The 24992-nt window shown below is 60.1% G+C and carries 21 protein-coding genes; 12 read left to right on the top strand and 9 right to left on the bottom strand.

Annotated elements, in window-relative coordinates; genetic code table 11:
- Nucleotides 1-27 precede the first annotated feature (27 nt).
- A protein-coding gene (gene prfB / locus AB4Z23_RS13750) for a peptide chain release factor 2 (RefSeq protein WP_097102382.1) occupies nt 28-1159 on the top strand; the annotation gives its coding sequence in 2 pieces (ribosomal slippage) (nt 28-96 and nt 98-1159; 1131 coding nt in all).
- Nucleotides 1160-1232: 73 nt separating this feature from the next.
- Nucleotides 1233-1703, top strand: coding sequence for a cysteine hydrolase family protein (locus AB4Z23_RS13745; RefSeq protein ID WP_003512771.1), 471 nt, complete (start codon nt 1233-1235; stop codon nt 1701-1703).
- A gap of 80 nt (nt 1704-1783) precedes the next feature.
- Here the strand turns inward: AB4Z23_RS13745 and AB4Z23_RS13740 are convergent, their stop codons facing one another.
- Both AB4Z23_RS13740 and AB4Z23_RS13735 read right to left on the bottom strand, forming a co-directional pair.
- Nucleotides 1784-2284: a hypothetical protein gene (locus AB4Z23_RS13740; RefSeq protein WP_065688310.1), complete on the bottom strand. Its 501-nt coding sequence runs from the start codon at nt 2282-2284 to the stop codon at nt 1784-1786.
- Nucleotides 2285-2305: 21 nt separating this feature from the next.
- Complete coding sequence (locus AB4Z23_RS13735; protein ID WP_003512774.1) at nt 2306-3079, bottom strand: NAD kinase; 774 nt, start codon at nt 3077-3079, stop codon at nt 2306-2308.
- Nucleotides 3080-3385: 306 nt separating this feature from the next.
- Here AB4Z23_RS13735 and AB4Z23_RS13730 point away from each other — a divergent pair, with 306 nt between their 5' ends.
- On the top strand, nt 3386-4303 hold the full coding sequence (locus tag AB4Z23_RS13730; protein ID WP_421476499.1) for a PhzF family phenazine biosynthesis protein: 918 nt from the start codon (nt 3386-3388) through the stop codon (nt 4301-4303).
- 104 nt (nt 4304-4407) lie between these two features.
- Here AB4Z23_RS13730 and AB4Z23_RS13725 read toward each other — a convergent pair whose 3' ends face one another.
- A complete protein-coding gene (locus AB4Z23_RS13725) occupies nt 4408-10959 on the bottom strand; it encodes a hypothetical protein (RefSeq protein ID WP_441360285.1) in 6552 nt (2183 codons plus the stop codon).
- A gap of 479 nt (nt 10960-11438) precedes the next feature.
- On the opposite strand from AB4Z23_RS13725, the gene AB4Z23_RS13720 reads away from it, so the two are divergent.
- Nucleotides 11439-11807, top strand: coding sequence for an Hpt domain-containing protein (locus AB4Z23_RS13720; protein ID WP_003512780.1), 369 nt, complete (start codon nt 11439-11441; stop codon nt 11805-11807).
- Nucleotides 11808-11934: 127 nt separating this feature from the next.
- A complete protein-coding gene (locus tag AB4Z23_RS13715; protein WP_003512782.1) occupies nt 11935-12255 on the top strand; it encodes a 2Fe-2S iron-sulfur cluster-binding protein in 321 nt (106 codons plus the stop codon).
- 308 nt (nt 12256-12563) lie between these two features.
- Here AB4Z23_RS13715 and AB4Z23_RS13710 read toward each other — a convergent pair whose 3' ends face one another.
- Complete coding sequence (locus AB4Z23_RS13710) at nt 12564-13190, bottom strand: DUF922 domain-containing Zn-dependent protease (RefSeq protein WP_038490810.1); 627 nt, start codon at nt 13188-13190, stop codon at nt 12564-12566.
- A 104-nt stretch (nt 13191-13294) separates the two neighbouring features.
- On the opposite strand from AB4Z23_RS13710, the gene folP reads away from it, so the two are divergent.
- From folP to folK, 3 genes are all read left to right on the top strand, one after another.
- On the top strand, nt 13295-14155 hold the full coding sequence (gene folP, locus AB4Z23_RS13705; RefSeq protein WP_162692011.1) for a dihydropteroate synthase: 861 nt from the start codon (nt 13295-13297) through the stop codon (nt 14153-14155).
- 77 nt (nt 14156-14232) lie between these two features.
- A complete protein-coding gene (gene folB / locus AB4Z23_RS13700) occupies nt 14233-14598 on the top strand; it encodes a dihydroneopterin aldolase (protein WP_013636000.1) in 366 nt (121 codons plus the stop codon).
- 4 nt (nt 14599-14602) lie between these two features.
- Nucleotides 14603-15118, top strand: a complete 516-nt coding sequence (gene folK, locus AB4Z23_RS13695) for a 2-amino-4-hydroxy-6-hydroxymethyldihydropteridine diphosphokinase (RefSeq protein ID WP_112496944.1) — start codon at nt 14603-14605, stop codon at nt 15116-15118.
- Nucleotides 15119-15132: 14 nt separating this feature from the next.
- Here folK and AB4Z23_RS13690 read toward each other — a convergent pair whose 3' ends face one another.
- From AB4Z23_RS13690 to AB4Z23_RS13675, 4 genes are all read right to left on the bottom strand, one after another.
- Nucleotides 15133-15693 (bottom strand): hypothetical protein, encoded by a 561-nt coding sequence (locus tag AB4Z23_RS13690; RefSeq protein ID WP_003512790.1) that lies wholly within the window; start codon nt 15691-15693, stop codon nt 15133-15135.
- Nucleotides 15694-15822: 129 nt separating this feature from the next.
- Nucleotides 15823-16902, bottom strand: coding sequence for a YcjF family protein (locus tag AB4Z23_RS13685; RefSeq protein WP_038490816.1), 1080 nt, complete (start codon nt 16900-16902; stop codon nt 15823-15825).
- Nucleotides 16899-18377 (bottom strand): YcjX family protein, encoded by a 1479-nt coding sequence (locus AB4Z23_RS13680; RefSeq protein ID WP_421476391.1) that lies wholly within the window; start codon nt 18375-18377, stop codon nt 16899-16901. Before AB4Z23_RS13680 ends, AB4Z23_RS13685 begins: the two co-directional genes overlap by 4 nt.
- 131 nt (nt 18378-18508) lie before the next feature.
- Nucleotides 18509-19018: a SixA phosphatase family protein gene (locus tag AB4Z23_RS13675; protein WP_035198195.1), complete on the bottom strand. Its 510-nt coding sequence runs from the start codon at nt 19016-19018 to the stop codon at nt 18509-18511.
- A gap of 268 nt (nt 19019-19286) precedes the next feature.
- Between AB4Z23_RS13675 and dksA the strand changes: the two genes are divergently transcribed.
- Nucleotides 19287-19706, top strand: a complete 420-nt coding sequence (gene dksA, locus AB4Z23_RS13670; RefSeq protein ID WP_003512796.1) for an RNA polymerase-binding protein DksA — start codon at nt 19287-19289, stop codon at nt 19704-19706.
- A gap of 126 nt (nt 19707-19832) precedes the next feature.
- Here the strand turns inward: dksA and AB4Z23_RS13665 are convergent, their stop codons facing one another.
- Entirely contained in the window at nt 19833-21071 is a 1239-nt protein-coding gene (locus AB4Z23_RS13665) for a flagellar biosynthetic protein FliO (RefSeq protein ID WP_421476389.1), read from the bottom strand.
- Between the two features lie 232 nt (nt 21072-21303).
- Here AB4Z23_RS13665 and AB4Z23_RS13660 point away from each other — a divergent pair, with 232 nt between their 5' ends.
- From AB4Z23_RS13660 to clpS, 3 genes are all read left to right on the top strand, one after another.
- On the top strand, nt 21304-21591 hold the full coding sequence (locus tag AB4Z23_RS13660; protein WP_421476387.1) for a hypothetical protein: 288 nt from the start codon (nt 21304-21306) through the stop codon (nt 21589-21591).
- A 165-nt stretch (nt 21592-21756) separates the two neighbouring features.
- Entirely contained in the window at nt 21757-24345 is a 2589-nt protein-coding gene (gene cckA, locus AB4Z23_RS13655) for a cell cycle histidine kinase CckA (RefSeq protein WP_003512808.1), read from the top strand.
- Between the two features lie 293 nt (nt 24346-24638).
- On the top strand, nt 24639-24992 hold the full coding sequence (gene clpS / locus AB4Z23_RS13650; RefSeq protein ID WP_003512812.1) for an ATP-dependent Clp protease adapter ClpS: 354 nt from the start codon (nt 24639-24641) through the stop codon (nt 24990-24992).

Here is a 24992-nt window from a genome sequence, read left to right as displayed (position 1 = left end):
TTTAAATGAAGGCGAAGAACCAGCGAAATGCGCAATGAAATTGTGAACGTAGTCGACGAAATCAAGCAGGCCATAAGCCTGCTGAGGAGGCATCTTTGACTGGGACCAGGCGATAAGACGACTGGACTGGTTGAATAACAAGGCAGAGGACCCGACCCTCTGGAACGATGCCACCGAAGCGCAGAAATTGATGCGCGAGCGCCAGCAGCTGGATGACAGCATCAATGGCGTGAAGGCGCTTGAGCAGCAGCTCAAGGACAATGTCGAGCTGATCGAACTCGGCGAGATGGAAGGCGACGACGAGATCGTCAAGGACGCCGAAGATGCGCTGAAGGCGCTGAGGAGCGAGGCGAACCGCCGTCAGGTGGAAGCCATGCTTTCCGGTGAAGCTGATAGCAACGATACATATCTCGAAGTTCATTCCGGCGCTGGCGGTACGGAAAGCCAGGACTGGGCCAACATGCTGCTGCGCATGTATACCCGCTGGGCCGACCGCGAAGGCTTCAAGGTTGAAGTGCTGGAAGTTCATGACGGCGAAGAGGCCGGCATCAAGTCCGCGACGATCCTCGTCAAGGGCCACAATGCCTTCGGCTGGCTGAAGACGGAATCGGGCGTACACCGCCTCGTCCGCATCTCGCCTTATGACAGCAATGCGCGTCGCCACACATCGTTCTCCTCCGTCTGGGTTTACCCGGTGGTCGATGATTCGATCCAGATCGACATCAATGAGAGCGATTGCCGCATCGATACCTATCGTTCGTCCGGTGCAGGCGGCCAGCACGTCAACACCACCGATTCGGCCGTGCGTATTACCCACATACCGACCGGTATTGCCGTGGCCTGCCAGCAGGAGCGTTCCCAGCACAAGAACCGCGCCAAGGCGTGGGACATGCTGCGCGCCCGCCTTTACGAGGTGGAACTGCAAAAGCGGGAAGATGCGGCAAACGCCCAGGCCGCATCCAAGACGGATATCGGCTGGGGCCACCAGATCCGCTCCTACGTTCTGCAACCCTACCAGTTGATCAAGGACCTGCGCACCGGCGTGGAAAGCACCGCACCCGGCAACGTGCTGGATGGCGATCTGAACCAGTTCATGGAAGCGGCCCTCGCGCACCGCATCAGCGGCGGCGCAGACGTGGAAGTGGCTGATATCGACTGACGCGTCACAGCGTCGCTTGAAAAAATCACCCCTCGCAAACCCATTGCGAGGGGTTTTTCGTTGGAGGAGATGGATGAAACAGGCGCTTTACATCGTCGACGTTCAGCCGAGCTTCAATCCGCCGGCTGCACTTGTGGCGGACATATCCGCGCTGGCCGCCACCATGCCAAGCGTTGCCAGCGTCGAGCGCCATGATGAAAGCGTCACGCCTTTCGAGCGGCAACTCGGCTGGAAGCCGGGCAGGGACGACTGCTCGCTGGTTGCGGCGGACTGGATTTTCATAAAGCACGGCTACGCTCCGCCAAGGGCGGCTATCGACCACCTCCTGTCTCTAAAGCTCGACAGGGTGCTGGTCTGCGGCATTCAGGCCGATACCTGCGTGCTGGCTGCGGGTTTTGCCCTGTTCGATGCGGGGCTTCATCCCACGCTTCTGCCATGGCTGACGGTGGGCTCCAGCCTCGATCGCAGCGGCGAACTCGGCGCCAGACTATGGAAACATCATTTCGGTGCGGTTCTGGCCGGGCCGCATGAGCTTAACGCGTAGAGAGTTTCCAGTAAAACTGCGTATAATCCAGGAGGTAGAGAACCTCCAACGATTCCGTTCAAACCGACGTTCTCTCGCCCTCAGTTCGAGGCCTTTTCGATCTTCATCTCGCCGAGTTCGTCGATCAGGATCGTCCAGCTTTCCGCTTCCCTGATCTGCGGATCGGTTTTCAGATAGACGGTCACAAACAGGCCGGGCGAGGCTGACGCACCGTTTGAGCTTTCGGGGCGAATATCCGTGACGTAGGACTTCATCTGGCTGAACTCTTCCAGCTCGATGTTTTCGAGAAGGTTCGGTCCGTTTGCGGTAGTGGCGATGCGCTGTAGATAGACTTTAGCGGTGCCATCGCCCTGGCGGATTGCAACCACCTTGTAATAACCGCGTGAGGGCGTCGCTGGCGGTGGCCGCAACTGGCCGTCAGGACCTTTCACCGGCTCAAGATTATGCTCTTCCCACATGCCGCTGCTGACAACGAAGATCGCCGATACCGGCAAGTTGTCGATGGCCTCCGTTTGCGCCCGCACGGGAAGCGCTGTGGCGGCGAAAATGAGGGCGGCGAGAAGAGGTTTTTTCAGGGGCATGGCCATCATCAGTGGTTGGCGTCAATTGTTGAATTGTTCGGCGAGAACGCGGTCTGACCATGAACGGTCCGGGTCCGAGAGAATTCTGGCCGTCCTATCCTGCGATTGCGCAATCCGCACATGCCGTACGGATTTCACCTCCGTATGGTCGGCGACCGCGTTCACCGGACGCTTGTCGCGCTCCAGAACGTGAATATCGACCGTCACCTTGTTGGGCAAAAGTGCGCCGCGCCAACGCCTTGGCCGGAAGGCGCTGACGGGTGTGAGCGCCAGAAGCGGTGATTCCAGCGGCAGGATCGGTCCATGGGCTGAGAAGTTATAAGCTGTCGATCCTGCCGGTGTCGCAACCATCATGCCGTCGCAAATCAACTCTTCAAGCCGCGTCTTGCCGTCCACCTCGACACGTAGCTTGGCGGCCTGATGCGATTGCCGGAACAGGCTGACCTCGTTCATGGCAAGCGCTGTAAATTCATCGCCGTCGGAATCCGTCGTCGTCATGCGCAGCGGATGAAAATCATTGCCGGTCGCCACCGCAATACGCTCGACCAGGCCGTCTACCCGGTAGTCGTTCATCAGAAAGCCGACCGATCCCCGGTTCATGCCATAGACCCGCTTGCCGGAATTCATCGTTTCGTTGAGAATTTGCAGCATGAAGCCATCGCCGCCGAGCGCCACGATCACTTCCGCCTCGTCGAAGGGCGTGTTGCCGTAAGCGCCTTTCAGCTCCTCCAGCGCCCTCTGCGCCTCCTCGGTTGCGGAGGCCACGAAGGATAGTGAACAGTTAGAATGCGACATTCGCTTCCCTCGGCAACGACGCATAACGGAATCGATATGCTGACGATGCTGTAACCTGTTGAAGCAGCTCATAATCTCCAAACGTCGATAAAACGGTCGATCGCAAGCCACAAGACGCATCCTTGGTACATGAAGACGGCAGCAGGCGACAAGGCCTTTCCGGCGGACAGGCGTTCGCAGCAGGCGGGTTTGCCCGCGTGCGGTCCACAGCTTCTTGGTTTCCGGCCTTCGACAAGGGTTGCGATGCGGCGCGACGTGAGGCAACTTGCGCGAAACAAGCGGAACGGCGAGTGGCAGGAGACGGGCGTGGTGCTGAATTACAATATCTACGATGTCTTTACCGAGACCAAAATGGCGGGAAATCCGCTGGCGGTCATGTATGACGCGGATGGCCTCGACCAAGTGACGATGCAGGCGATAGCCAGAGAAATGAACCTCTCCGAGACCGTTTTCGTCAACCGCTCGGGCAACCCGGCCCACGCGGCTTCGCTGCGTATCTTCACGCCTTCGGGCGAGTTGCCTTTCGCGGGCCATCCGACTGTTGGCGCGGCGATCGCGATAGCCGAGCGCAATCGAAACGAAGGTGACGACGATATCGATATGGTCTGTGTGCTGGAGGAAAGGGTGGGTCCGGTCCGCTGTGCGGTGAAAATGCGCGCCGGTGCGGTCAGCTTCGCCGAATTCGACCTGCCGCGCAAATCGTCCCGCGTCACCCTGCCGCTCGATCATGCCGCACTTGCCGATGCGCTGGGCGTGAGCGAAGGCCATCTCGGCTTTGAGAACCACGTACCGTCGATCTGGACGGCCGGTGTGCCGTTCCTGCTCGTGCCGCTGCACAATATTGCCGCTATCAGCGAAATGGATTTCGACGCCAATCTCTGGCTACGCACCGCACCGCTGGTGGAGGGGCGCCTGACGGCGGCCTATATCTACTGTCGCGGCGGCGTCAATCACGCGGCAAAGTTCCATGCCCGCATGTTTTCCCCGGAAATGGGAATTTCGGAAGACCCCGCCACCGGTTCCGCCGCCGCCGCCCTTTCCGGTGCAATCCATCATTTCGACGGCCTGACAGACGGTCACTATCCGCTCTTGATAGAGCAGGGCGTTGAGATGGAACGTCCTTCCCACATCCATCTGCGCATGGACATCAAGGACAACGAAATCGCCCGCGCCCGCATCGGTGGCCACGCGGTCCGTGTAGCATCGGGTACGTTCGAGATCTGATTTCAACGTGAGCGACTGAACTACAGTCGAAAAGCTACCTGCCGACCAAAACGAAAAACCCCGGCCATGACCGGGGTTTTATTGTTTCTGGTCTTAACCAGAGATCAGTTGAACCGACCCGCCGCATGAGCAAGCATCGTGTAGACCTTGCCGGTATCGGAGGTGAGGTAGGACTGGGTGACTGTCCGGTCACGGTCCGTGCGGGCGACATCAGCGAGCAGCTTTTCGAAATCGGTTATGTAGCGGTCCACGGCGGTGCGGAATTCGGCCTCCCGCTCGTATTTGCGCTTGATCTCGTCAAACGTCGTCTGGCCCTTCAGCGTATAGAGGCGACGGGTGAAGACATCACGTTCGCCGCGCTGGTACCGGCGCCACAGTTCCACCGAGGCATCGTGGTCGATCGCGCGGGCGATGTCGACGGACAGCGAGTTCAGCGATTCCACCATGTGACGCGGATTGCGGGTATCGGCAGCACGGGTCGGCTGCTGATCGCCGCTTGCGCGGGGTGCGGAAGCGGCGGCCGATTCCTGCGAGGCGCCGCGCAGAAGATCGCTGATCCAGCCACCGCCTTCTTCGCGGCGTGCGGCAGGCGCTGCAGCCGCCTGGGACGGGGCAGGCGCCTGACGGTTTTCGACCTGGCGGTTCTCAAGCGGCAGGGTGCCACGCAAGGCGGGTGCGGCTGCCGGCTGCGGCTGAGCCGGGCGTGGTGGCTGTGCCGGCGTGGCTGCTGCCGGCTGCGGACGCGCTTCGACACGGCGTTCAGCGGCAGGCTGGGTCGCTGCAATGGCGCGGGCGACGGGTTCGGAAACTTCCATCTGTTGGGTCGAGCGACCGACAAGCTGGGAAATATCCTGCAGGGCCTTGATCTGCTCGGAAACGGCGCGGCGCATCGCTGCGGCGCTTTCCTTGGCCTCTTCCGGCAGGTCGAACGCGCCGCGCTTCAGTTCGGCACGGGTCGCATCCAGTTCGCGGCGGATATCGTGGCTGGAGCGGCGGATTTCGTCCGTCGCGCCGGCAAAACGGCTGACAGCTTCCTCAACTGCCTGACGCAGCGTTTCCTTGAGGTTGGCGGCGGCGGCATTCGATTTTTCCGAGGCACTGCCGAGCAGGTTGTCGACTTCCGAAAGCGAGGATTCGACACCGCCACGCAGGCGGTTGACCAGCTCGTCGGAATATTTCTGCGCGTCGGAAAGCGTGCTCTCGATCGAACGGCTGGCATCCTGACCAGCGGCGAGGAGGGCACCCCGCATGGTCTGTGCTGCCGAGCGGGCGCGCTGTTCCGTCTCGTCGAGCGAACGGCCGATATCGGAGAAGGATGCCTGCAGATTGTCACGCAGGTTGCCGGCGACGTTCTGCGAACGCTCCTCGGCCTCGTTGAGCGTGGTTTCCACCACGCTGACGACGCCGCGCATGGCGGTTTCGATTTCCTCGGAACGCTTGACTAGTCCGACAGACAGGCTGCGAAGTGCATCCTGACGCTCTTCCAGCGTACCGACAAGGCTCGACTGCGCGGCATTGAGCAGTTCGGACGCCTGGCTGAGAACCTTCGAATGTTCCTCGAAACGTCCGACGATGCCGGCAACCTGCGCCAGTGTCTGGCCAGAAATATTCGACAGACGATCGATCTTTCCTTCGAGCAGACGGCTGGAGCTGGACACCATGTCGGCGGCCTGCGAGGCGGATTCGGAGAAGCGGGTGGCCGATGCGTTCAACGCTTCGTCGGCCGTGCCGAATTCCTGCGCGGCGCGCTCAACCGCAGAGTTGAAGTTGTTTGCCGACTTTTCGACGATTTCGGCCATGCTGTTATGGGTCTGCGACAGCATATCCGTGCTCTGGCGCGTGGCGGCGACAAGCTTGTTTGCCACATCGCTTCCCGTGCGGGTGTATTTGTCGATACCTTCTTCGACGGCGTCGGCCATGGCCGTATGCGTCTGCGACAGCATGTCCGTGCTCTGGCGGGTTGCCGCGACAAGCTTGCTTGCTGCCTCGCTTCCGGCATTGGCATAATCGCTGATCGCCTGTTCCACCATGCCGACCATGCCGCTGTTGCTCTGCGACAGAAGTTCGGCGCTCTGCTGGGCGGCGGAGACGATCTTTTCGGCGGCTTCGCGACCGATGGTGGCGTATTCGTCGACGACAGGCTTTGCCTTCTCTTCGATCAGGCGCGACAGTTCAGCAGAACGGCTGGCCAGCATCGAGTTGAGTTCGCGGGTGCGGTTGTCCAGCGCTGAGCGGATGGATTCGCCGCGCGCATCGAGAGCGGATTCGACACCGGTCAGGGTCTCGGAAATGACGCCCACCTGCGAGCGAACGACCGCTTCGGCCTCGGCAACCTTGTTGACGATGATGTTGCCCGCCTCGGAGAAGGTCTGGGCGACGGCTGCCGCCTGGCCGGACAGGCGTGTCTGTGCATCCGAGATGCGATTGACGATCTCGCCGGAGCGTTCTTCGATCGCCTTGGTGAAGGCGTCGTTCTGGGCCTGTACCTGTTCGGCGAATTCCGAGCCGGTTTTCGCAAGCAGGGCAGTGGAACGAACGGCTTCTTCGTCGATGCTCTGGGTGGCGGAAATGACCGCCCCACGCAGGCCGACCGCGAGTTCGCTCGCCTTGCCTTCGATGGTGCGGTTGACGTTTTCGAGGCCGATCGTCAGCGCGCGGTCCATGGTGCCGAGGCGTTCATCGATGCGGGCCGAACCGGCATCGAAGGTTTCCGCCAGACGGCTGGTGCGGCTTTCGAAGGTGTCGGCAACCCGTATCGTCTGCTCGTCCAGAATGCCGGTGATACGTTGAGCCGCATCGTCGCTGGTGCGGGCGAAGGCGGCTGTCTTGTCTTCCAGCGCGTCGGCAAAGCGACGTCCGGCATCCTCGATAGAGGTGTTGACGTTGCCGAGATCGCTCGACACACGCTCCTGCAGCGCACCGAGCGAAGTCTCGATGCGGGTGCCGGTCTCGTCGAGCCTGCCCGTGACGCTTCCGATCGAGGTTTCGATCCGCGAGGAGAGAGCATCGGTCGCACCGCCAATTTCGCGGGCGGCCTCACCGATCTTGACGGCAATATCGCCGGCGCTGTTGCGAAGACGCTGTTCCAGCGTGGCTGCACTGCCGTCTATGGCCTTCTGCAACGTCTCCTGCTGGGTTTCGAGCGAGAGTTCGAGCATGCTGGCGCTGGATGCAACGGTTGTGCCGATCATCATCGCCTGCTCGGAGAGCATGTCGCCCATCTGGGTCGTGGCTGAGCTCAACGTCGCGGCGATATCCGCCTGGCGCTGCTCGAGCGCGGTACGGATGTCCTCATGCGATTGCGACAGGTTGTTCTCGAGGCGGGAGACGCCTTCTTCCACCGTCTGCGCAAAACGGCTGCTGCCGTCTTCCACGACGCTTTCGATGCGGCTGGCCGCGCCGGAGACGCTCTGCTCGATCAGGCCGCTATTGCGCTCAAGCGAACCGGCAATGCGTTCGGCCTGCGAACCCAGCATGGTCTCCAGCCGCTCGTGGCCGCTGGCAAGTGCGTTTTCGAGCGTGAAAGCCGTCGATTCCAGTCGCTGGCCGACGCCTGCGGCCGCGAGCGACAGTGATGCGGTTCTGGCATCCATCGCCTCGGAGATACGCTCCTCAACGCCGGAAATCGTCATGTCGAGCGCCATGGTGCGGCTGTCGAGCGCGTCCGCGATGCGTTCTTCTGCACTGGAGACAATGCCGGAAAGGGCGGCGGTGCGGCTGTCCAGAGCATCGGCAATACGATCTTCGACCCCGGAAACCGCCGAGTGAAGCGCAGCAGTGCGTCCGTCGAGGATGTCGGCGATCTTTTCCTCGACGCCGGAGAAGCTCAGGTCGAGCGCCATGGTGCGGCTGTCGAGCACGTCCGTGATCCGCTCTTCCGCGCCGGATACGACATTTTTGAGCGAAGCCGTGCGGCTGTCGAGTGCGCTGGCAATGCGGGTCTCGGCATCGGCCACCAATTCGCCAAGAACGGCGGTGCGGGTATCGAGCGCTTCGGTAATTTTTTCCTCGGCGCCGGAAAACGCCATGTCAAATGCCATGGTGCGGCTGTCGAGTGCATCCGCAATGCGTTCTTCAACGCCGGAGACGACGGCGTTAAGCGCTGCCGTGCGGCCATCAAGCGTTTCTGCGATACGGGTCTCTGCACCGGCCACCAATTCGCCAAGCACGGCGGTGCGGGTATCGAGTGCTTCGGTAATTTTTTGCTCGGCGCCGGAAAACGCCATGTCGAGTGCCATGGTGCGGCTGTCGAGTGCATCCGCGATGCGTTCTTCAGCCCCCGAAACGACGGCGTTGAGTGCTGCCGTGCGACCATCAAGCGTTTCCGCGATACGGCTCTCGGCACCGGCAACCACGTCGCCGAACGTGGACGTGCGGCTGTCGAGTGCGCCCGCAATCCTCTCTTCGGCACTTGCCACAATGCCGGACAGAGCGGAGGTGCGGTTGTCGAGCGTTTCCGACAGCCTCTCCTCGACATTGGCGAAGGTCATGTCGAGCGACAGCGTGCGGCTGTCCATCGTGTCGGCGATGCGTTCCTCGACGCCGGAAATGGCGCTGGAAAGAGCGGCCGTGCGGCCATCCAGCGTCTCGGCAATACGGTTTTCCGCACCGGATACGACGTCGTGCAGGGCAGCCGTGCGGCTTTCCAGCGTATCGGAAATGCGGTCCTCGATGCCGGAAACGGCGCCGGTGATGGCGGCGGCGCGGGTTTCGAGCGTTTCCGAAAGACGGCGCTCGACATCGGCAACGACGCTGTTGATTGCGGCTGCACGCTCCTCAAGCATCGCGGCTAGACGTTCCGCCGTGCCGGAGACCGAGCCGGTAATGGCCAGCGAACGGCTGGCGAGCGCCTCGTCGAAACGGTCCTGGCTTGCCGAAAGCGCGCCAAACAGGGCATTGCTGCGCTCCGCCAGCACGCCGTCGATCTTCTCGTGCGAATTGGCGAAGGCATCGGTGATTTCAGCGGTGCGCTGGCCGATTGCGTCGCTGAACGCGCGGGTACGGGTCTCAAGCGCGCTTTCGAGCATTTCCTGGCCGGTGCCCAGTGCGGTTGCAAGAGCAAGCGACTGGTCGGTCATGGTGTTGCCGATGCGCTCAAGTCCACTGGTCAGCATGGTGTCGAGGGCTTCGGAGCCGCCGGCAACGGTTTCGTTGATCCGGGCGAGGCTTTCCATCAGCTTGCTGTCGAGGCTGCCGGCGCGCTGGTCGAAGGCACTGGCGAAATCCGCCACATGTTCGTCGAAGGCGGAGTTGACCTGGCCGACCGTCGCCTGCAGGCGTTCTTCATAGAGGCCCGAGCGAAGATCGAGATCCATGATCGCGTCATCAGCCGTGCTTTGCAGGCTCTGGCGGAAAGACAGGCCTTTTTCTTCAAGCGTCGTGGACAGCTTGTCGAGCACGTTATCCAGCGAACCGCCGATGATCTGCTGGCCGCGATCGATATTGCGGTTGAGTTCGAGTGTGCGGGTGGAAAGGGTCTCGTTGAGCTGGCGGGTGCGTTCCTCGAGTGCGCTGTTGAGGCTTTCCGCGCCGCTGTCCAGCGTCGAGGCGTGGATCGCGAAGCGCTCCAGCAGCACTTCGCCGCGCTCGTCCAGCGTCGAGGTGAGGTTGTGCAGACGCATGTCGAATTCGCTCGACAGCGTTGCGCCCGAGGAATTCAGTGCCTGAAGCAGGTTTTCGGTCTTGGCGGCAATCAGGCTGCCCATCGCCTCGGTCGAGGCGCGCGATTTTTCGAGCAGCGCGGCCGAGCGTGTGTCGATCATCGAGGCGAAGGCCTCGCCGGTCGTGGAAAGCCGCATCGAAAGCTCTTCGCCGACGATGGAAAGCTCTTCCTTGATCTGTTCCTGCGCGCCTACAATGGAGGAGCGGATACGCTCCGCATGGTTGACGATGGCGTCGCGCTCGGCGCTCAGTTCCTGCACGAGGCTGCGCACGCGCAGTTCATTGTCTGCATAGCTGCGCTCAAGCGCGTTGACTTCAGAATGGACGAGCGTTTCGAGTTCCGTCGCGCGGGCAATGGTGCGCTCGATGCCATCGTTCATGGCCGAGACTTCTCGGCGAACCGCCTGGCCGACGGACATGATCCGGTCGGAGGCGACAGTTTCGGGTTCAGCAAGACGAAGGGCGACTTCTGCCATCGACCGGGCAGCGTTGCGCAGATCGCGGGCACGCGCCATCATGATCGCGAAGGCGAAGAACAGCATGATCGGAACGACGATGCCGACGACGATCGCCATCAGCCCAGGTATTGCGGCGAGATCGGCAACCGAGCCGATGTTCCAGAGTGCACTGCCGTAGATAAGATGCGCGATGCCGAGGCCGCCGAGCGCCCAGATCACCGACATGATCGTCGCGTTTCTGAGCGCGCCGCCGATCGAGCCGCCTTCGAGCGATTTCAGGATCATGGCCGGGCTGCGCTTGGAGCCGTCGTTGGCAGCTTCCAGATTGGGGGATCTGGGTGCCTGTTCGGCAGGCGCGCGCGCGGCCTCGGGAGCAGGGGTCTGTCTGCTTGCTTCCTTCAATCTGGCCTCCGGCTGCTTTGGCGCTGTCGTCTTCCGCGATTCCGGCTTGTCTTCGAAAGCACCAAGCTGCAGGGCGTCTTCCAACGCCTGAAATGCAGTCTCGTCGACAGAGTCGCTGATCTTGTTATTCGCCATGCGGTTACGCCTCGTTACACATACGCCCGGCTTCATGCCGTTTGACCATCTGCGACCCGCAAATGGACTGCCGCCATCATGCCAGCGGAACATTATCCCGTTAAAGAGAACAATTCCGCCATTACCAATCCCGAATTGCTGGTGGTCCAGCTTTCGGGCGAAATTACATCACTGTGCCGGAATAACAAAGCTTGAGCATAAGCCTCGTCGGAACGGCAGTACCGTAGTGACACATTTAGGTGTTCGAAACAATTAATGCGGGTTTGCCGCAGCAGCGAAGTGTCGGCTTTTTAACAGTTTTTAAACCTGAGTTTCACGCTGAACGCCTTGTTTCGCATAAGTTTAACATAAATTAACCATAGCAGAAGATTTTCGCCCGCGTCACGCCGTAATTTAAGCTGATAGCACCGGCTTCAATGCGTAAATACGACACAGATGTGACACGAAACAGGAAACGGCGAGACAAAGGAATTTCAGATATGGCAGCCGTCAGTATTGCTTTCGAAGCTCCGGATAATTTTGGTGGTGCGCCGGCCGCCGCGACAAGACCAATCGATTTCGAACATCTCGCGCGCCAGACGATGGGCGACAAGGAACTTGAAATCGAGGTGCTGCAACTCTTCAGCCGTAACGCCCGTGCTGCCCTGCATGAAATGGCCGGCGCTGACGACAAGACCGTCAAGGCAACTGCCCATCGTCTAAAGGGGGCCGCGCAGGCGGTTGGTGCCTCCACCGTTTCCACGGCGGCGGCGGCAGTGGAGGACAAGGGCAACGATAGCGCGGCCGTAGCCAGACTTGCGGCAGCGATTGTCGAAGCGGAAAATTTCATCCTAAAGCTCTGCCGTTAAGGCGAATCCAGTCTGTTTTACAGGGCCGGTTGCGCTTGGCGCCTGCGAGAAGCGGGTTGCCAAGGCGAACCGGCCTTTCTATGTGTTTGTTTAGAACAGTTCTTAGACACCATTTTGGATCTCCGGCATGACAAAACTGACCATTGTTGCCTTTGACGGCACGCCCCATGAACTCGACGTAAGCAACGGTTCCACCGTCATGGAGAATGCCGTGCGCAACTCCATACCCGGCATCGATGCGGAATGCGGCGGCGCCTGTGCCTGTGCGACCTGTCATGTCTATGTTGATGACGCATGGGCGGAACGCGTCGGCGGACCCGAGCCGATGGAAGAGGACATGCTGGACTTCGCATTCGAAGTACGCCCGACCTCGCGTCTTTCCTGTCAGATCAAGATGAAGGACGAGCTTGACGGCCTTGTCGTTCACGTTCCCGAACGTCAGGGCTGACGGCAAGCCGCATTATACGCCACAGAAAAAGCCCCGCTCACCTGTTAGCGGGGAGCGGGGCGAGGCGGGTACGCAGCATGCAAGCGAGGGAGGAAACACCTGCGAGCCTCAAGTGCGCACCGGGAGAACCGGAGGTGGTTTCGAACGCCGGACCCCTGCGGATCACCACCGTTAAAAACCATGTGAACAAGCTACAATGAGTCTCGTCGACCGCACCATGACGAGAAGTCACGGGTGATATCGAACATGACGTAACGTCATGTTAGCGTTGCGTTTCGCGTCCAGGGGAGTATGGGCGGAAAGGCGCCTCAGCGCCGGTTCTGGCCCTGTTCGATCCGGTTCTTCAAAAGCCGGGTCATGCGCGCGTCGAAGTTTTTGGATTCCACGATATCGAACCGCAACTGATCCTTGTCGTGCTCGTCCATGACGGTCTGAGTGATCTTGCCGACCATTGCCTGTAGCGTTTCACAGTCTTTTTGCGGACGAAGCGCCGTCAGTTGCCTTTCGAGCGAGCGGGCATGGGTGCGGGCGATTTCCGCGTGCCGTTCCTCGTGGCGCTTGATATCTGCAAGCAACGTATCCCAGATGAAGGCCAGTTCCGCCGTGGTGCGGCGGCGGTTTTTCCATTGCGGCAGGAGAATACGGGTGTTCAGCAACACCTTGGTACTTCCAACGCTGCACATGCCGTTTTTCTCGACATAGGTGAGTTCGCCGCCGAATTTGATCTCGGTGGCACCGGGATGGCGTGCGCCGGTGTTGCGCGTCAGCGGGCCATGCTTGGAAAGCTGCTTGTCGAGGTCAGCGGCGGTTTTACCGCTGATCGAAAAATAGGAATAGGTCTTGCTGACGATGGTTTCGGAAAAGGCCGATCCGGGCATGGAAAAGGCTAATGCGCCAGCGAAAACGGCGCAAAGAGCACGTGAAGATATGGTCATAACCCGGCCTTCCGGTTGAACTTGAAAAACGTTTGCTGCATAGGCGGAGCGGAACTTATAAGAATTGGCATAACACTCCGTTATTCCCGAAAGGCGCGTGTTACGTGATAACAGCCGGCAGCAATGTGTGGCAAGCGGCCCATGGTCGCTCCCTGAAACTTGATGGACGTGGCCGTATTATGGCCATCGTCAATGCGACGCCCGATTCCTTTTCGGATGGCGGCCGTTATCTTGCCGTTGATGCGGCTTTTTCCCATGCCCTGACCTGTGTCGAGGAGGGGGCGGATATCATTGATATCGGCGGCGAATCCACCCGCCCGGGCGCGGCCGAGGTGACCGAGGGTGAGGAACAGGATCGCGTGCTGCCGGTTATCGAACGGCTCCGTCGCGAGACGGATGTTCTGATTTCCGTCGACACCTACCGCGCATCCACGGCAAGGCTGGCGATCGAGGCGGGCGCCCATATCGTCAACGATGTTTTCGGCCTGCAGAAGGACGGGAACATGGCGGGTGTTGTTGCCGCCGCGCGCGCGGGCGTCTGCATCATGCATACCGGGCGCGACAGGCAGAAGCGCGCCGATGTTATCGAGGATCAGTTCGAATTCCTCAATCGTTCGCTTGAGATGGCGGAAGCTGCGGGAATTGCCCGTGACGCCATCGTGCTCGATCCAGGTTTCGGTTTTGCCAAGGACGAGCGTGAAAATGTCGAGCTGATGGCGCGCTTTGGCGAACTTGCCGCGTTTGACCTGCCTGTTCTGGCCGGGACGTCGCGCAAGCGGTTCATCGGGTCGCTGACGGGCAGGGATGCGGCCCAAGAACGCGATATCGGAACAGCAGCGACGACAGTGATCCTCAGGCTGGCGGGTGCCGCGATTTTTCGCGTGCACAATGTCGCCGTAACACGCGACGCTTTGGCAATTGCCGACGCGGTTCTTGCCAAAGCGTCGGCAAGGCCCGATGCATAGATCAATAGATGCCGGAGTGCCGCATGCCTTAAAAGAGGCCGGCTATTCCGGTATAACCCCGCCATGGAGGCGATGCGATGAGCCGCTACACCATTATTCTGAAAAACTGTTCCTTTTTCGCCCGTCATGGCCTTCTCGAGCAGGAGGAGGTGCTGGGCCAGCGCTTTTTCGTCGATGCCGAGATGGAGGTTGAAGCGGGTAACGCGCTCGAAACCGACGATATCGAAAATACCGTCGATTATGGCGTCGCCTTCGCCGTTATCGAAAAGATCGTCGTCGGCCAGCGCCGTTACCTGATCGAGGCCCTCGCGAACGATATCGCGAAGGCGCTGCGCGCGCGTTATCCGCAGATTGTCTGGCTGCGTATCACGGTTCGCAAGCCCTCTGCGCCGGTTCCCGGCATTCTCGACTATGCGCAGGTGAGTGTTGAACACCGTGCCTGACAGGATGACAGTTGCCGCACTGGGCCTTGGCGGGAATATCGGTGACCCTGCCGCTGCAATGGCCAGAGCCTTGCGCGAACTGGATGCACACGGCGATTGCCGGGTGCTGTCTGTCTCCGGGCTTTATCGCACGCCGCCCTGGGGTAAGACGGACCAGGCGGATTTTTTCAATTGCTGTGCGCTGGTCGAAACCTCGCTTTCAGCACCCGCGCTGCTGCAATTGTGCCTCGATATCGAAAAGGGCATGAAACGCGTCAGAACGGAGCGCTGGGGGCCGCGCACCATCGATATCGACGTGCTGACCTATGGTAATGATGTTGTCGTTACGCAAAGCATTGAAGTGCCGCATCCGCGCATGACGGAGCGTGCTTTCGTGCTGATGCCGCTAGCCGATATCGCACCCGATCTCGAAGTCCGGGGCAAGCCCGTGCGGGAATGGCTGCGGCAGGCGGATACAACCGGCATCATCAGCGCAAACGAAAAACGGGAGTGGTGGACACTCCCGCTTGGCGATGGCTGAAAAGGTCGCGGGTTTTACGGCTTGATCGAACCGACGGCGATCTGGTCGATGTCGCGCGCGAGTGTGACGCCGATAACCGGGATCATCTGGTCGGCGACCTTGACGGAAATGGTGATGTTCATCGAATTGTCGTTCGAGACGCGGGCGACCATGGCACCGTTGAGCTTGGCGCGATTGATGCCTACAACGACCTTGTCACCGCTGACCTGCCCGGAAATGATGTCCAGTCCCTTGCCTTCGGCGCCGTCGAGGAACTTGCCCTCGTAAGAGCCGCCCTTTTGGCTGATGACCGCGGACATGGGCTGGCTGAAGACGCCGACGCGGCAGGTGCCGGCGAGCTTGATGCCCGTCTGTTTGTCGTCGAGCGGCTCGCCCGTCAGGTCGCAGGTAAACTTGGTGCCCTTGTACTTGCCGGCGACGATTTCGCCCGGACCTTTCCAGCTTCCGGCAACGGAACGGAAAAACACGTCGTCGCGATCGCGCGATGCGGCATGGACGTCAGACAGGCCAAAGCTGCCGCTGACGGACAATATGGCGGCAAGTCCGCCCACAAGCGAAAAGAAGCGCGAATACATGATACTTTCCCCGGCGAAGAAGCCTGTTCGATAAGCGGCAATCTACCGGCGGAATGGTTAATGCTTGGTTTATTTCGGCTTTATTTACAGCTTCGTCCGTAACCTTTTGAGCCGTACAAGTCCGGCTGATCAGGCTTTTTGACCGGTTTTTCCGCCACCGAGATCGGGCGTGAGGTCAGACATGAAATCACCTATGCCGGGTCGCTTTACCGCCTTGAAGGGTAGCGGGCGGCACAGATCCATCGCCGCAATGCCGATTCGCGCCGTCATCAGACCGTTGATGACACCTTCACCCAGGCGTGCGGAGAGTTTTGAGGCAAGCCCGTGACCGAGAACCTGCTGGGCAAGCCCATCACCGACGGCGATCGAACCTGTGACCGCGAGATGGGCGACGACGTCACGCAAAAGCCTGAGCATGCCGAGCGTGCCCGGCCGGCCGCCGTAAAGTTCCGCCATGGCGCGCACCAGCCTTGTCACCTCGAACAGCACATAAGCGAGATCGACCACGGCGCGTGGGCTGACGGCGGTAACGACGGAGACGCGTTTGGAGGAGTTGAGGATCAGCGCGCGGGCCTGCCGGTCGAGCGGCACAAGCAATTCGCGTTCGGCAAGTTCGATCAGATGCGGCCCGTCGATCACGTCGTTTTCGGTGTCCTTGAGTGCGGCGCGCCCCTTGGCCGTTTCGGCGCGGTGGGAGAGAACTGCATTGAGGCGGGTAACGATGGCGCGGGCGGGTTTCGGGCTCTTGTCGAGGCTGGCCGTCTCCGCATCGGCTTTCAGCGATTGAACGGCGTTGAGCCGCATGATGCCGAACACTTCTCGTCCGACCAGAACGAGGACGGCAAAAAGCGCAACAAGGAGCGCAATGCTCGCCGTGTAACCCAGCCAGTCGGAGCGGGAAAAGAGATTGCGGATAAGCTGATCCGCCCAGAGCCCGAAGGCCAGCGAGAACAGCACGCCGAGTGCACCAAGCGCGAGCTTGCCGAAGGAGAAGCGGCTTTTCTTCGGCACGGCCACCGGCAATGCGGCGGCATCCGTCTCTTCAGGTGCTAAAAATGGATCATCCTCATCGGGCGTCAGGGAAATCTCGGTGTCGAAGCTGCGCGGTGCGCGTTTTTGCGCGACGGTTGCGCTTGCCGTTTCTTCGGTTTCGAGCGTGAACGCCGCCGGGCGGCGTGCCTGCGGATCGTTTGGTGTGGGAGCCTTCATGCGAGCTTGTCTCCAAACAGGAACTGCATGGCGCGGTCGAGCCTTATGTGGGGAACGGAAAGCCGGATGCCGCCGCTGCCCGGTTCATCGATATTGGGCGGGCGGAACCGCACGACATTGACGTCCGGCAACGTCGCCTTGTCGCCATCCCTGTCGATGCTGCGGAAAAGCGGCTCCGGATCTTCGGGCAGGTCGCCGGGAAAGATCGCCGTCTTACGGTTGCCGTCAAATATCTCGCCGTTGATGGTTTCACCCGCCATCGGCGTGCCGACGATGACCGGAAGCTCGTGACCGTCCTGTCTCACGCTTGCTTCCCGCGTAGCGCGCACGGAAGCCAGTGCTATGACCTCGATGCCGGCACCATTCATGCCGATGGTGGTGATGGCGCGGTCCACCAGACGGCGGGTTAGCCGTTCCAGCCGGTCGTGGCTTTCATGATGCAGGTGGTCGGCCTTGGTAGCGGCAATCAACACCTTGTCGATACGCCGGCCCAGCAGTGATGACAAAAGACTGTTGGTGCCAGGGCGGAAACAGGCGAGAACATCGCCCAGCGCCCGTTCCAGATCCTGCACCGCCTCCGGGCCGCGATTGACCGCCTGAAGAGTGTCGATCAGCACGATCTGCCGGTCGAGGCGGGCGAAATGTTCGCGGAAGAAGGGTTTCACCACGATTGCCTTGTAGGCGTCGTAGCGCCGCTCCATCATGGCGCGCAGCGACCCCTTAGGTGCCTTGTCGTCTGTCAGGCCCGGCAGGGGCGCAAAGGTCAGCGCCGGTGATCCTTCGAGATCCCCCGGCATCAGCAGACGGCCCGGCGGCAAGGTGGAGAGCGACCGCTCGTCGGATTTGCAGGCCTTCAGATAGGCGGCGAAGCTTTCCGCGAGGCGTCGCGCCGTCATCTCGTCGGCAGGCGCATTGATGTCGAGCGAGGAGGCTATTGCCAACCATTCCTGCGCGAGTTCGGCGCGGATGCCATTTTGCGCCAGCGCGACGGTGCTGTCGCTGAAGCTCTTGTAGTCCTGCGAAAGCAGCGGCAGGTCGAGCAGCCATTCGCCGGGATAATCGACGATATCGATGGAGAGCTTGCCTGAGGAAAACCAACGGCCCCAACCGCTGGCGCTCTGGTAGTCGAGCGTGATCCGCAGTTCAGAGATTGCCCGTGTCGAATCCGGCCAGAGCCTGTCGCGTACCAGAGCCTGAATATGGTCCTCATACTGAAACCGGGGAATGGCATCGTCCGGTTGCGGCTCCAGACGCACATTCGAGACGCGCCCGGACCGCATGGCCTCAAACAGCGGCAGACGACCGCCATTCAGAAGATTGTGGACGAGCGAGGAGATGAAAACCGTCTTGCCCGCCCGCGAAAGACCGGTGACGCCAAGCCGCAATGTCGGATTTGTAAGGGTGCTCGCACGGTCGGCCAGATTGTCGAATGCAATGAGCGCACTGTCTGTCAGGGACGTAAGAGAAGGCGGCAATGGCAGTTTCCCAGCTATTTTTCACGGTCACAGCTGCAATATAGGAAGGGGCGGTTGCCCAAAAAAGAAGCGCGCCAATGGATTTTCAACGGGTCTGGCTTCGGCAACGCATTGGTCACACGCTGCTGCGGCTATTTGCCGGGCGAGAGAAAATCGACCAGCCGCCAGCGATTTTTACCATTCCCGGCACTGTCGTCGTGATCGAGAACCGCAAGACCGGATGTCGGAAAACCGGAGGGCAGGGCGGCATGCAGCAGGTCCTCGCCTATCATCGCCTCCAGCGTCGCCTCCATTGTGGGGTTGTGCCCGACCAGCATCACGGACTGTGCGTCCGTTTGCGCGGCGATGAGAGAAAGATAGGTTTCGCTGCGCGCGTTGTACATTTCGTCGATATAGACGATGTCGATGCCCTCGTTGAAGGCCCGCTGCCAGGCCTGCGTGGTCTGCCGGCAGCGCGTGGCCGTGGAGGACAAGAGCACGTCCGGGCGGTAGCGCCGGTCTGCGGCAAGGTCGGCGATGATCTCCGCCTCGGCAAAACCGGCCTCGTTCAATCCCCGGTCGAAATCGCGTTCTCCCGGTGCCGCCCAGGCGGCTTTGGCGTGGCGCAAAAGATACACTCGGCTCGGAGAAGATGCTGTCAAGGGCGGGGACCGACGTTCGAATGGGAGGCAATGGAGGAATGCTACAGGATAGGGTTGCATGACCGCAAGTCCTCTTTCCTGTTGGTAAGTCGCGTTTAAGTGATTTAAGAAGAGATCGCTTGAATACGAATAAAGGATAAAAATTAGTCATTTAGATGATTTTTGTGTCAGTTTTAAAAATGCCTGAAAACTGATCTGTAGACTTGAATCAGCCTATATCATTGGAGTATACACCGCCGCATTGAGATGTTCTTCGAGGAGAATCGCGTTGAGTGAGAAGATCGATCTTAGCAAATATGTGCTCTCGGAAGACGACGAGTTCATGAATGCAAACCAGCGTGCCTACTTCCGCGCGAAGCTGGTCGCCTGGAGAAACGACATCCTGAGAGAAGCGCGCGAGACCCTCGGACATCTCGCCGAAGAAAGCGCCAACCATCCCGACCTAGCCGATCGGGCATCTTCGGAAACTGACCGGGCGATCGAACTTCGCGCCCGTGACCGGCAGCGCAAGTTGATCTCCAAGATCGACTCTGCCCTTCAGCGGATTGATGACGGCACTTACGGTTACTGTGAAGAAACGGGTGAGCCTATTGGCCTCAAGCGCCTCGACGCACGACCGATAGCGACCCTGTCCATCGAGGCGCAGGAACGTCACGAGCGTCGTGAAAAAGTCTACCGCGACGAATAATGCCAGCGTTGTTCCGGGCGCTTCGGCGAGCCGGCCAATGAACAGAACCAAAATGACAAAGGGCACGGATTTGTTTCCGCGCCCTTTTTTGTTTTGAATGTCTGTCTGCCGACAGATGTGAACCTGTCAGCGGTCGCGGGTAACGGAAAGTTCGCCGAAAATGCGCGCCATTTCCTTCTGCATGTCGCCATCCGGCGTTGCACCGGTAACAGGCGGCGAGACGGGTTCGGTTTTTGGCTTTTCCGCAGCAGCGGCGACTGCCTGTTCGCTATCCGCATCTTTGCTCTTGGCGATCTCCGCCTCAAGAAAGCTTTCGAAATCGCTGGCAAGGTCATCGGAAAATTTCGGCTCGGCGTTAGCGGAGACGACGGGCGGATTTTCGGGCTTTGGCGCAAAGGGCGCAGGCGCATCTTGCCCCGGTTTCAGGCCGGGTAGAACGCGCTCGCGCGCGGCATCCAGAAAATCTGCGGCATTCGTTTGGTCGATGACCGGTTCGCGCGCGGCAAAAACCGGCGGCGCAACGACCGTCGGCCGTTCTTCAGGAACCGTTGCCTCGACAGGCGGTGCGGGCGGCGCCGAGGGTAGAGGAGCCGGCACGAAGGGATCAGGGCGGCGCTGTTCCGGTCGCTCGGCGGGCATGTCGAGTGATGCGGCGGCGAGAGGCAGAACAGCGGCGGCCGGTGCCGCAATGACCGATGCCGGTGGTGGCGCAGGACGGGTAGCATCCCTTTCCGGGACGGCTGGTCTTATCGGTGCAACGGGCTCGCGTGCCGTCATGGGCGTGGATACCGGTTGCGGCGGCGTAGACGGACGTGGTGGCAGCGATGCGGCCGGTGCAGAGGTGGGTGCTGCACGAGCAGCCGGGGCGGGCGGTTCCGGCCGCTGCGGCTGCTTTACGGGTTCTTCCGGCAAGGAGGCTGGAGATGCCGCTGCGATTGGCTGCTGTGGCAAAGCTGGGCGGCTTTCGCGAGGGATCGGCGGTTCAGCCCTTTTAGGTTCGCTGTCCTGACGCGGCAGCGCCTTGAGTTCCGCTTCCTGCGGTTCGCGCACTTCCCTGACGATTGGGATGGCGCCGATACCACTCTCGATGACGATATCGGTTGGACCGCCGATCATGACAAGATGCTCGACATTGTCGCGGCGCACCAGCACCAGACGGCGCCGGGCGTCCACCGCCGTCGCATCGAGAACCTGCAAGCGCGGCTGCCGGTTGCGACCGCCACGGATAAACGGGGCCGCCCCGCCGCGCCTGCGCAGTATCCAGAGAACAATTGCCAGAACAAGCAGGGCGAGACCGACACCGACGACGGCGACGATGAGATTGTTTCCATAGGTGCCGATAAAATCTTCCATCATGGAGATCATCCCTTCAGATTTTTTCGTGCAATTAATATTGCTGTGGTTCTTATAATGTGAACGTCAAGCAGGAAAAGACGATTTTTTTTTGCGTGATACAAGGTTTATTCATTTCGTCCCCAGGATCGCTTCATAGGATCGTCTCATCAGCCGGCCGGGCGCCACCAAAGCGCCATATCTTTCCCTTCAATGCCGGGGAGCAATGAAGGTTGCAATTCTCTCTTCGAAGGAGCGATTGTAAATGCTTGCGAAATTGCTGGTTGACGGGTTTCCGGTAAGAGTTTTCATTTTTGTTGTTTTATTTGGATTGCCGGGATTTGTTTTTGCCGCTCAGGCCGCGACGGCGGATGACAAGGCGTCCGAAAATCCTGCGAACATGATCGAGTTCGTAAGAGACAATCCATCCTGTATCGATTTCACGGATGGATGCTCGGTTTGCACGGTTGCGGACGGCAACATCGTATGCTCCGCGCCACGCATTCAATGCCAGGTTAAAGCGCTGACCTGCAGCCGCAAAATAGGCTTCTGAGGCATTTGCGCCTCTTTAGGGCCGTTTCTCTGTGCGATTTTAAGCCTTTGTGGTGCAGCGGAGCTTTTTGACGGTCAAGCGAGTTGCTACAAGAAATTCTACTGCCCGATTCCGTTGAGGAAATAGGGCTGACCGAATGACGACCTGCAGGACTGCGAGGCCAAGATGACACGGGTGCGCGAGACAAGCGACAACGACCTTCCGCTGGTGGACAGGCGTGCCCGTTCCGGCACGGTTCTGCGGATTCTGCTGCTGGCGCTGGTGCTCATCGCTGCCGCCGCTGCTTTCGTCTATTTCAAGGATTCGCTGGAAAACGAAATCGTGCTCGGCATTCTCGGCGTGCTGGCGATGATGGGTATCTTTTTTCTGGTGTCGTCGATCATCGGTTTCATCGAGGTCATGCCGCAGTCGCAATCGGACGGGCTGGCCCGCCGTTTCCTGTCGGCACACCCGGACGGCACACTGATTACCGATGCCAAGGGGCATATGGTCTACGCCAACGCCACCTATTGCCGGATGAGCGGCACCACGAAGGCGAGCGATATCCAGAGCCTGGAGACGCTGCTCTCGCGCAGCCGGGAATCGACCGAAGCGCTCTATCGCCTCATCAATGTTTTGCGGGAGGGGCGTGACGGTTACGAGGAGTTCCGTCTGCTCAAGCCGCTCGGGGAGGCCACTTCCGGCGGGCCGCACTGGTACCGGCTGAAAGGTCGGGTGCTGAAGGATGCGGGCGGCGAGGCGCTGCACGTCTTCCAGATCGCCGACATCACGCCTGAGCGGGAAGATCAGGAACGCTTCTTCCGCGAATTGCAGAACGCCATCGATTATCTCGACCACGCGCCGGCCGGTTTCTTTTCCGCAGGTCGCAAGGGTGAGATCGTTTATTTGAACGCCACCCTGTCCGAATGGCTCGGCATCGATCTCGCGCAATTTTCGCCCGGTTCGATGACTGTGTCGGACATCGTCGCCGGCGAGGGTATGGCGCTGATCGAATCCGTCCATCCGCAGGGTTCAGCCAAGCGCACCGAGATTCTCGATCTCGACATGCGCCGGGTCAACGGCCAGAGCATGCCGGCCCGCCTCGTGCATCAGGTTACCTCGAAGGACGGCGCGCCCGGCGAAAGCCGGACGATTGTTCTGATGCGTCCGAAAGGGCAGGAGGATACGGAATCCTCGTCCGCCATGCGCTTCACGCGTTTCTTCAACAATACGCCGATGGCGATTGCCTCGCTCGACGGCGAAGGCCGCATTCTTCGTATCAACGCGCCATTCCTCAAGCTGTTCTCCGGCGTCGTCGGGCGTGACGATATCGATCGCGGCGTTGCCCTCGAAGCCATCATCCACGACAATGAGAAACCCAGGCTTGAGCAGGCGCTGGCCGAGGCGAAGGACCGGCAGGGCGATATCGCCCCGTTCGATTCCCGCCATCCGAGCGACGAGGGCCGCCATTTCCGTTTCTACGTCAATGCCGTCATCGATCAGGACGACGAGGCGCCCGAAGAGGTGGCAATCGTTTATGCGATCGAGGTGACGGAGCAGAAGGCGCTCGAAACCCAGATGGCGCAGACGCAAAAGATGAACGCCGTCGGCACGCTGGCAGGCGGCATCGCCCACGATTTCAACAATGTGCTGACTGCGATCCTGTTGTCATCAGACCATCTGCTGTTGCAGGCCCGGCCCGCAGACCCGAGCTTCGCCGACCTGATGGAGATCAAGCGCAACGCCAACCGCGCGGCGGTGCTGGTGCGACAGCTTCTCGCTTTCTCGCGCAAACAGACGATGCGCCCGGCGATCCTCAACCTGACCGACGTTATCGGCGACCTGCGCATGCTGGTAGACCGGTTGATTTCCGGCACCAATGTCAAGTTGGAAGTGGATTACGGCCGCGATCTCTGGCCGGTGAAGACCGACCTGTCGCAATTTGAGCAGGTGCTGATCAATCTTTGCGTCAACGCGCGCGATGCCATGCCCGATGGCGGCAAGATCACCATCCGCACGCGCAATGTGGATGCGGATGAAGCCGCAGCGCTCGGTCGGCCGGAAGTCCCGGCGGAAGACATGGTCATGGTGGAAGTCGCCGATAACGGAACCGGCATTCCGCCGGAGATCATGGACAAGATTTTCGAGCCGTTCTTCACCACCAAGGATGTCGGCAAGGGCACCGGTCTCGGCCTGTCGATGGTCTATGGCATCGTCAAGCAGTCCGGCGGCTACATCTATCCCGAATCGGAAGTGGGCAAAGGCACTGCGTTCCGCATCTATTTGCCGCGCCACGTGGTGGAAGTGGTGCACGTTCCGGGCCAGCAGCCCGGTGAAGCGGCACTCGCCCCTGTGGCTCTGCCCGAACCGGTGAAGGAAGAGCCGCTGGATCTGACCGGCAACTCCGCCGTCGTGCTTCTGGTGGAGGATGAGGAGGCAGTGCGGCGCGGCGGCAAACGCATGCTGGAAACCCGTGGTTACACCGTTCATGAGGCGGGTTCGGGTGTCGAGGCGCTGGAGGTGATGGAAGAGCTGGAAGGCAAGGTCGATATCGTCGTGTCGGACGTCGTTATGCCCGAGATGGACGGTCCTTCACTCCTGAGGGAATTGCGCAAATCCTATCCCGACCTGAAATTCATCTTCGTTTCTGGTTATGCCGAGGACGCGTTTGCGAAAAACCTTCCGGCGGATGCCAAGTTCGGCTTCCTGCCAAAACCTTTCTCGCTGAAACAGCTGGCGATCGCCGTTCGCGAAATGCTCGACAACAAGGAATGACGGCGGATGGCGCGGGCGTGAGATTGGGTCCGCTGTCGCTCGCGATTCCCTTGCAGGCGCTTGGCGTCAAGGCTGAAACCACGTCAGGAAAGCCGGATAGCACCGCGCTTTCCCGCAGTGCTATCGCAAGCCCCCTGTTTTTCCCAAGGTTTGCCTCTTCGCAAACGCAATAGTGATTGCACCGTTTCACAGGGGGCTTAAAATCCGATCTTAACGACCTAGATATGTAGAGGCGAAGTTCTCCCTCCTGGTGATGACTGCCGGTTTGAGAACGGTTTGGAGAATGATGAAAGATGATCGCTGAGCCGATCTACATGCAGGGCGAGGGCGACGGGGAAGACGGCGGTACGAACCGCGGAACGTCCGTTATAACCCGCGTCAAGCCAAAGACGAAAAGACCGAATTTGTACCGTGTTCTTTTACTGAATGACGATTACACTCCAATGGAGTTCGTCATTCATATTCTGGAGCGTTTTTTCCAGAAGGATCGCGAAGCGGCGACCCGCATCATGCTGCACGTGCACCAGCACGGCGTAGGAGAATGTGGGGTGTTTACATATGAGGTCGCAGAGACGAAAGTAAGCCAGGTCATGGATTTCGCCCGACAGCACCAGCATCCGCTGCAATGCGTCATGGAAAAGAAATGA

Origin of the sequence: Agrobacterium sp. MCAB5 (assembly GCF_052114365.1) — a bacterium.
In the GTDB taxonomy this organism is placed as follows: Bacteria; Pseudomonadota; Alphaproteobacteria; order Rhizobiales; family Rhizobiaceae; genus Agrobacterium; species Agrobacterium tumefaciens.
The sequence above is the reverse complement of the archived record's forward strand: the minus strand, read 5'-3'. Positions and strand labels throughout refer to the sequence as shown.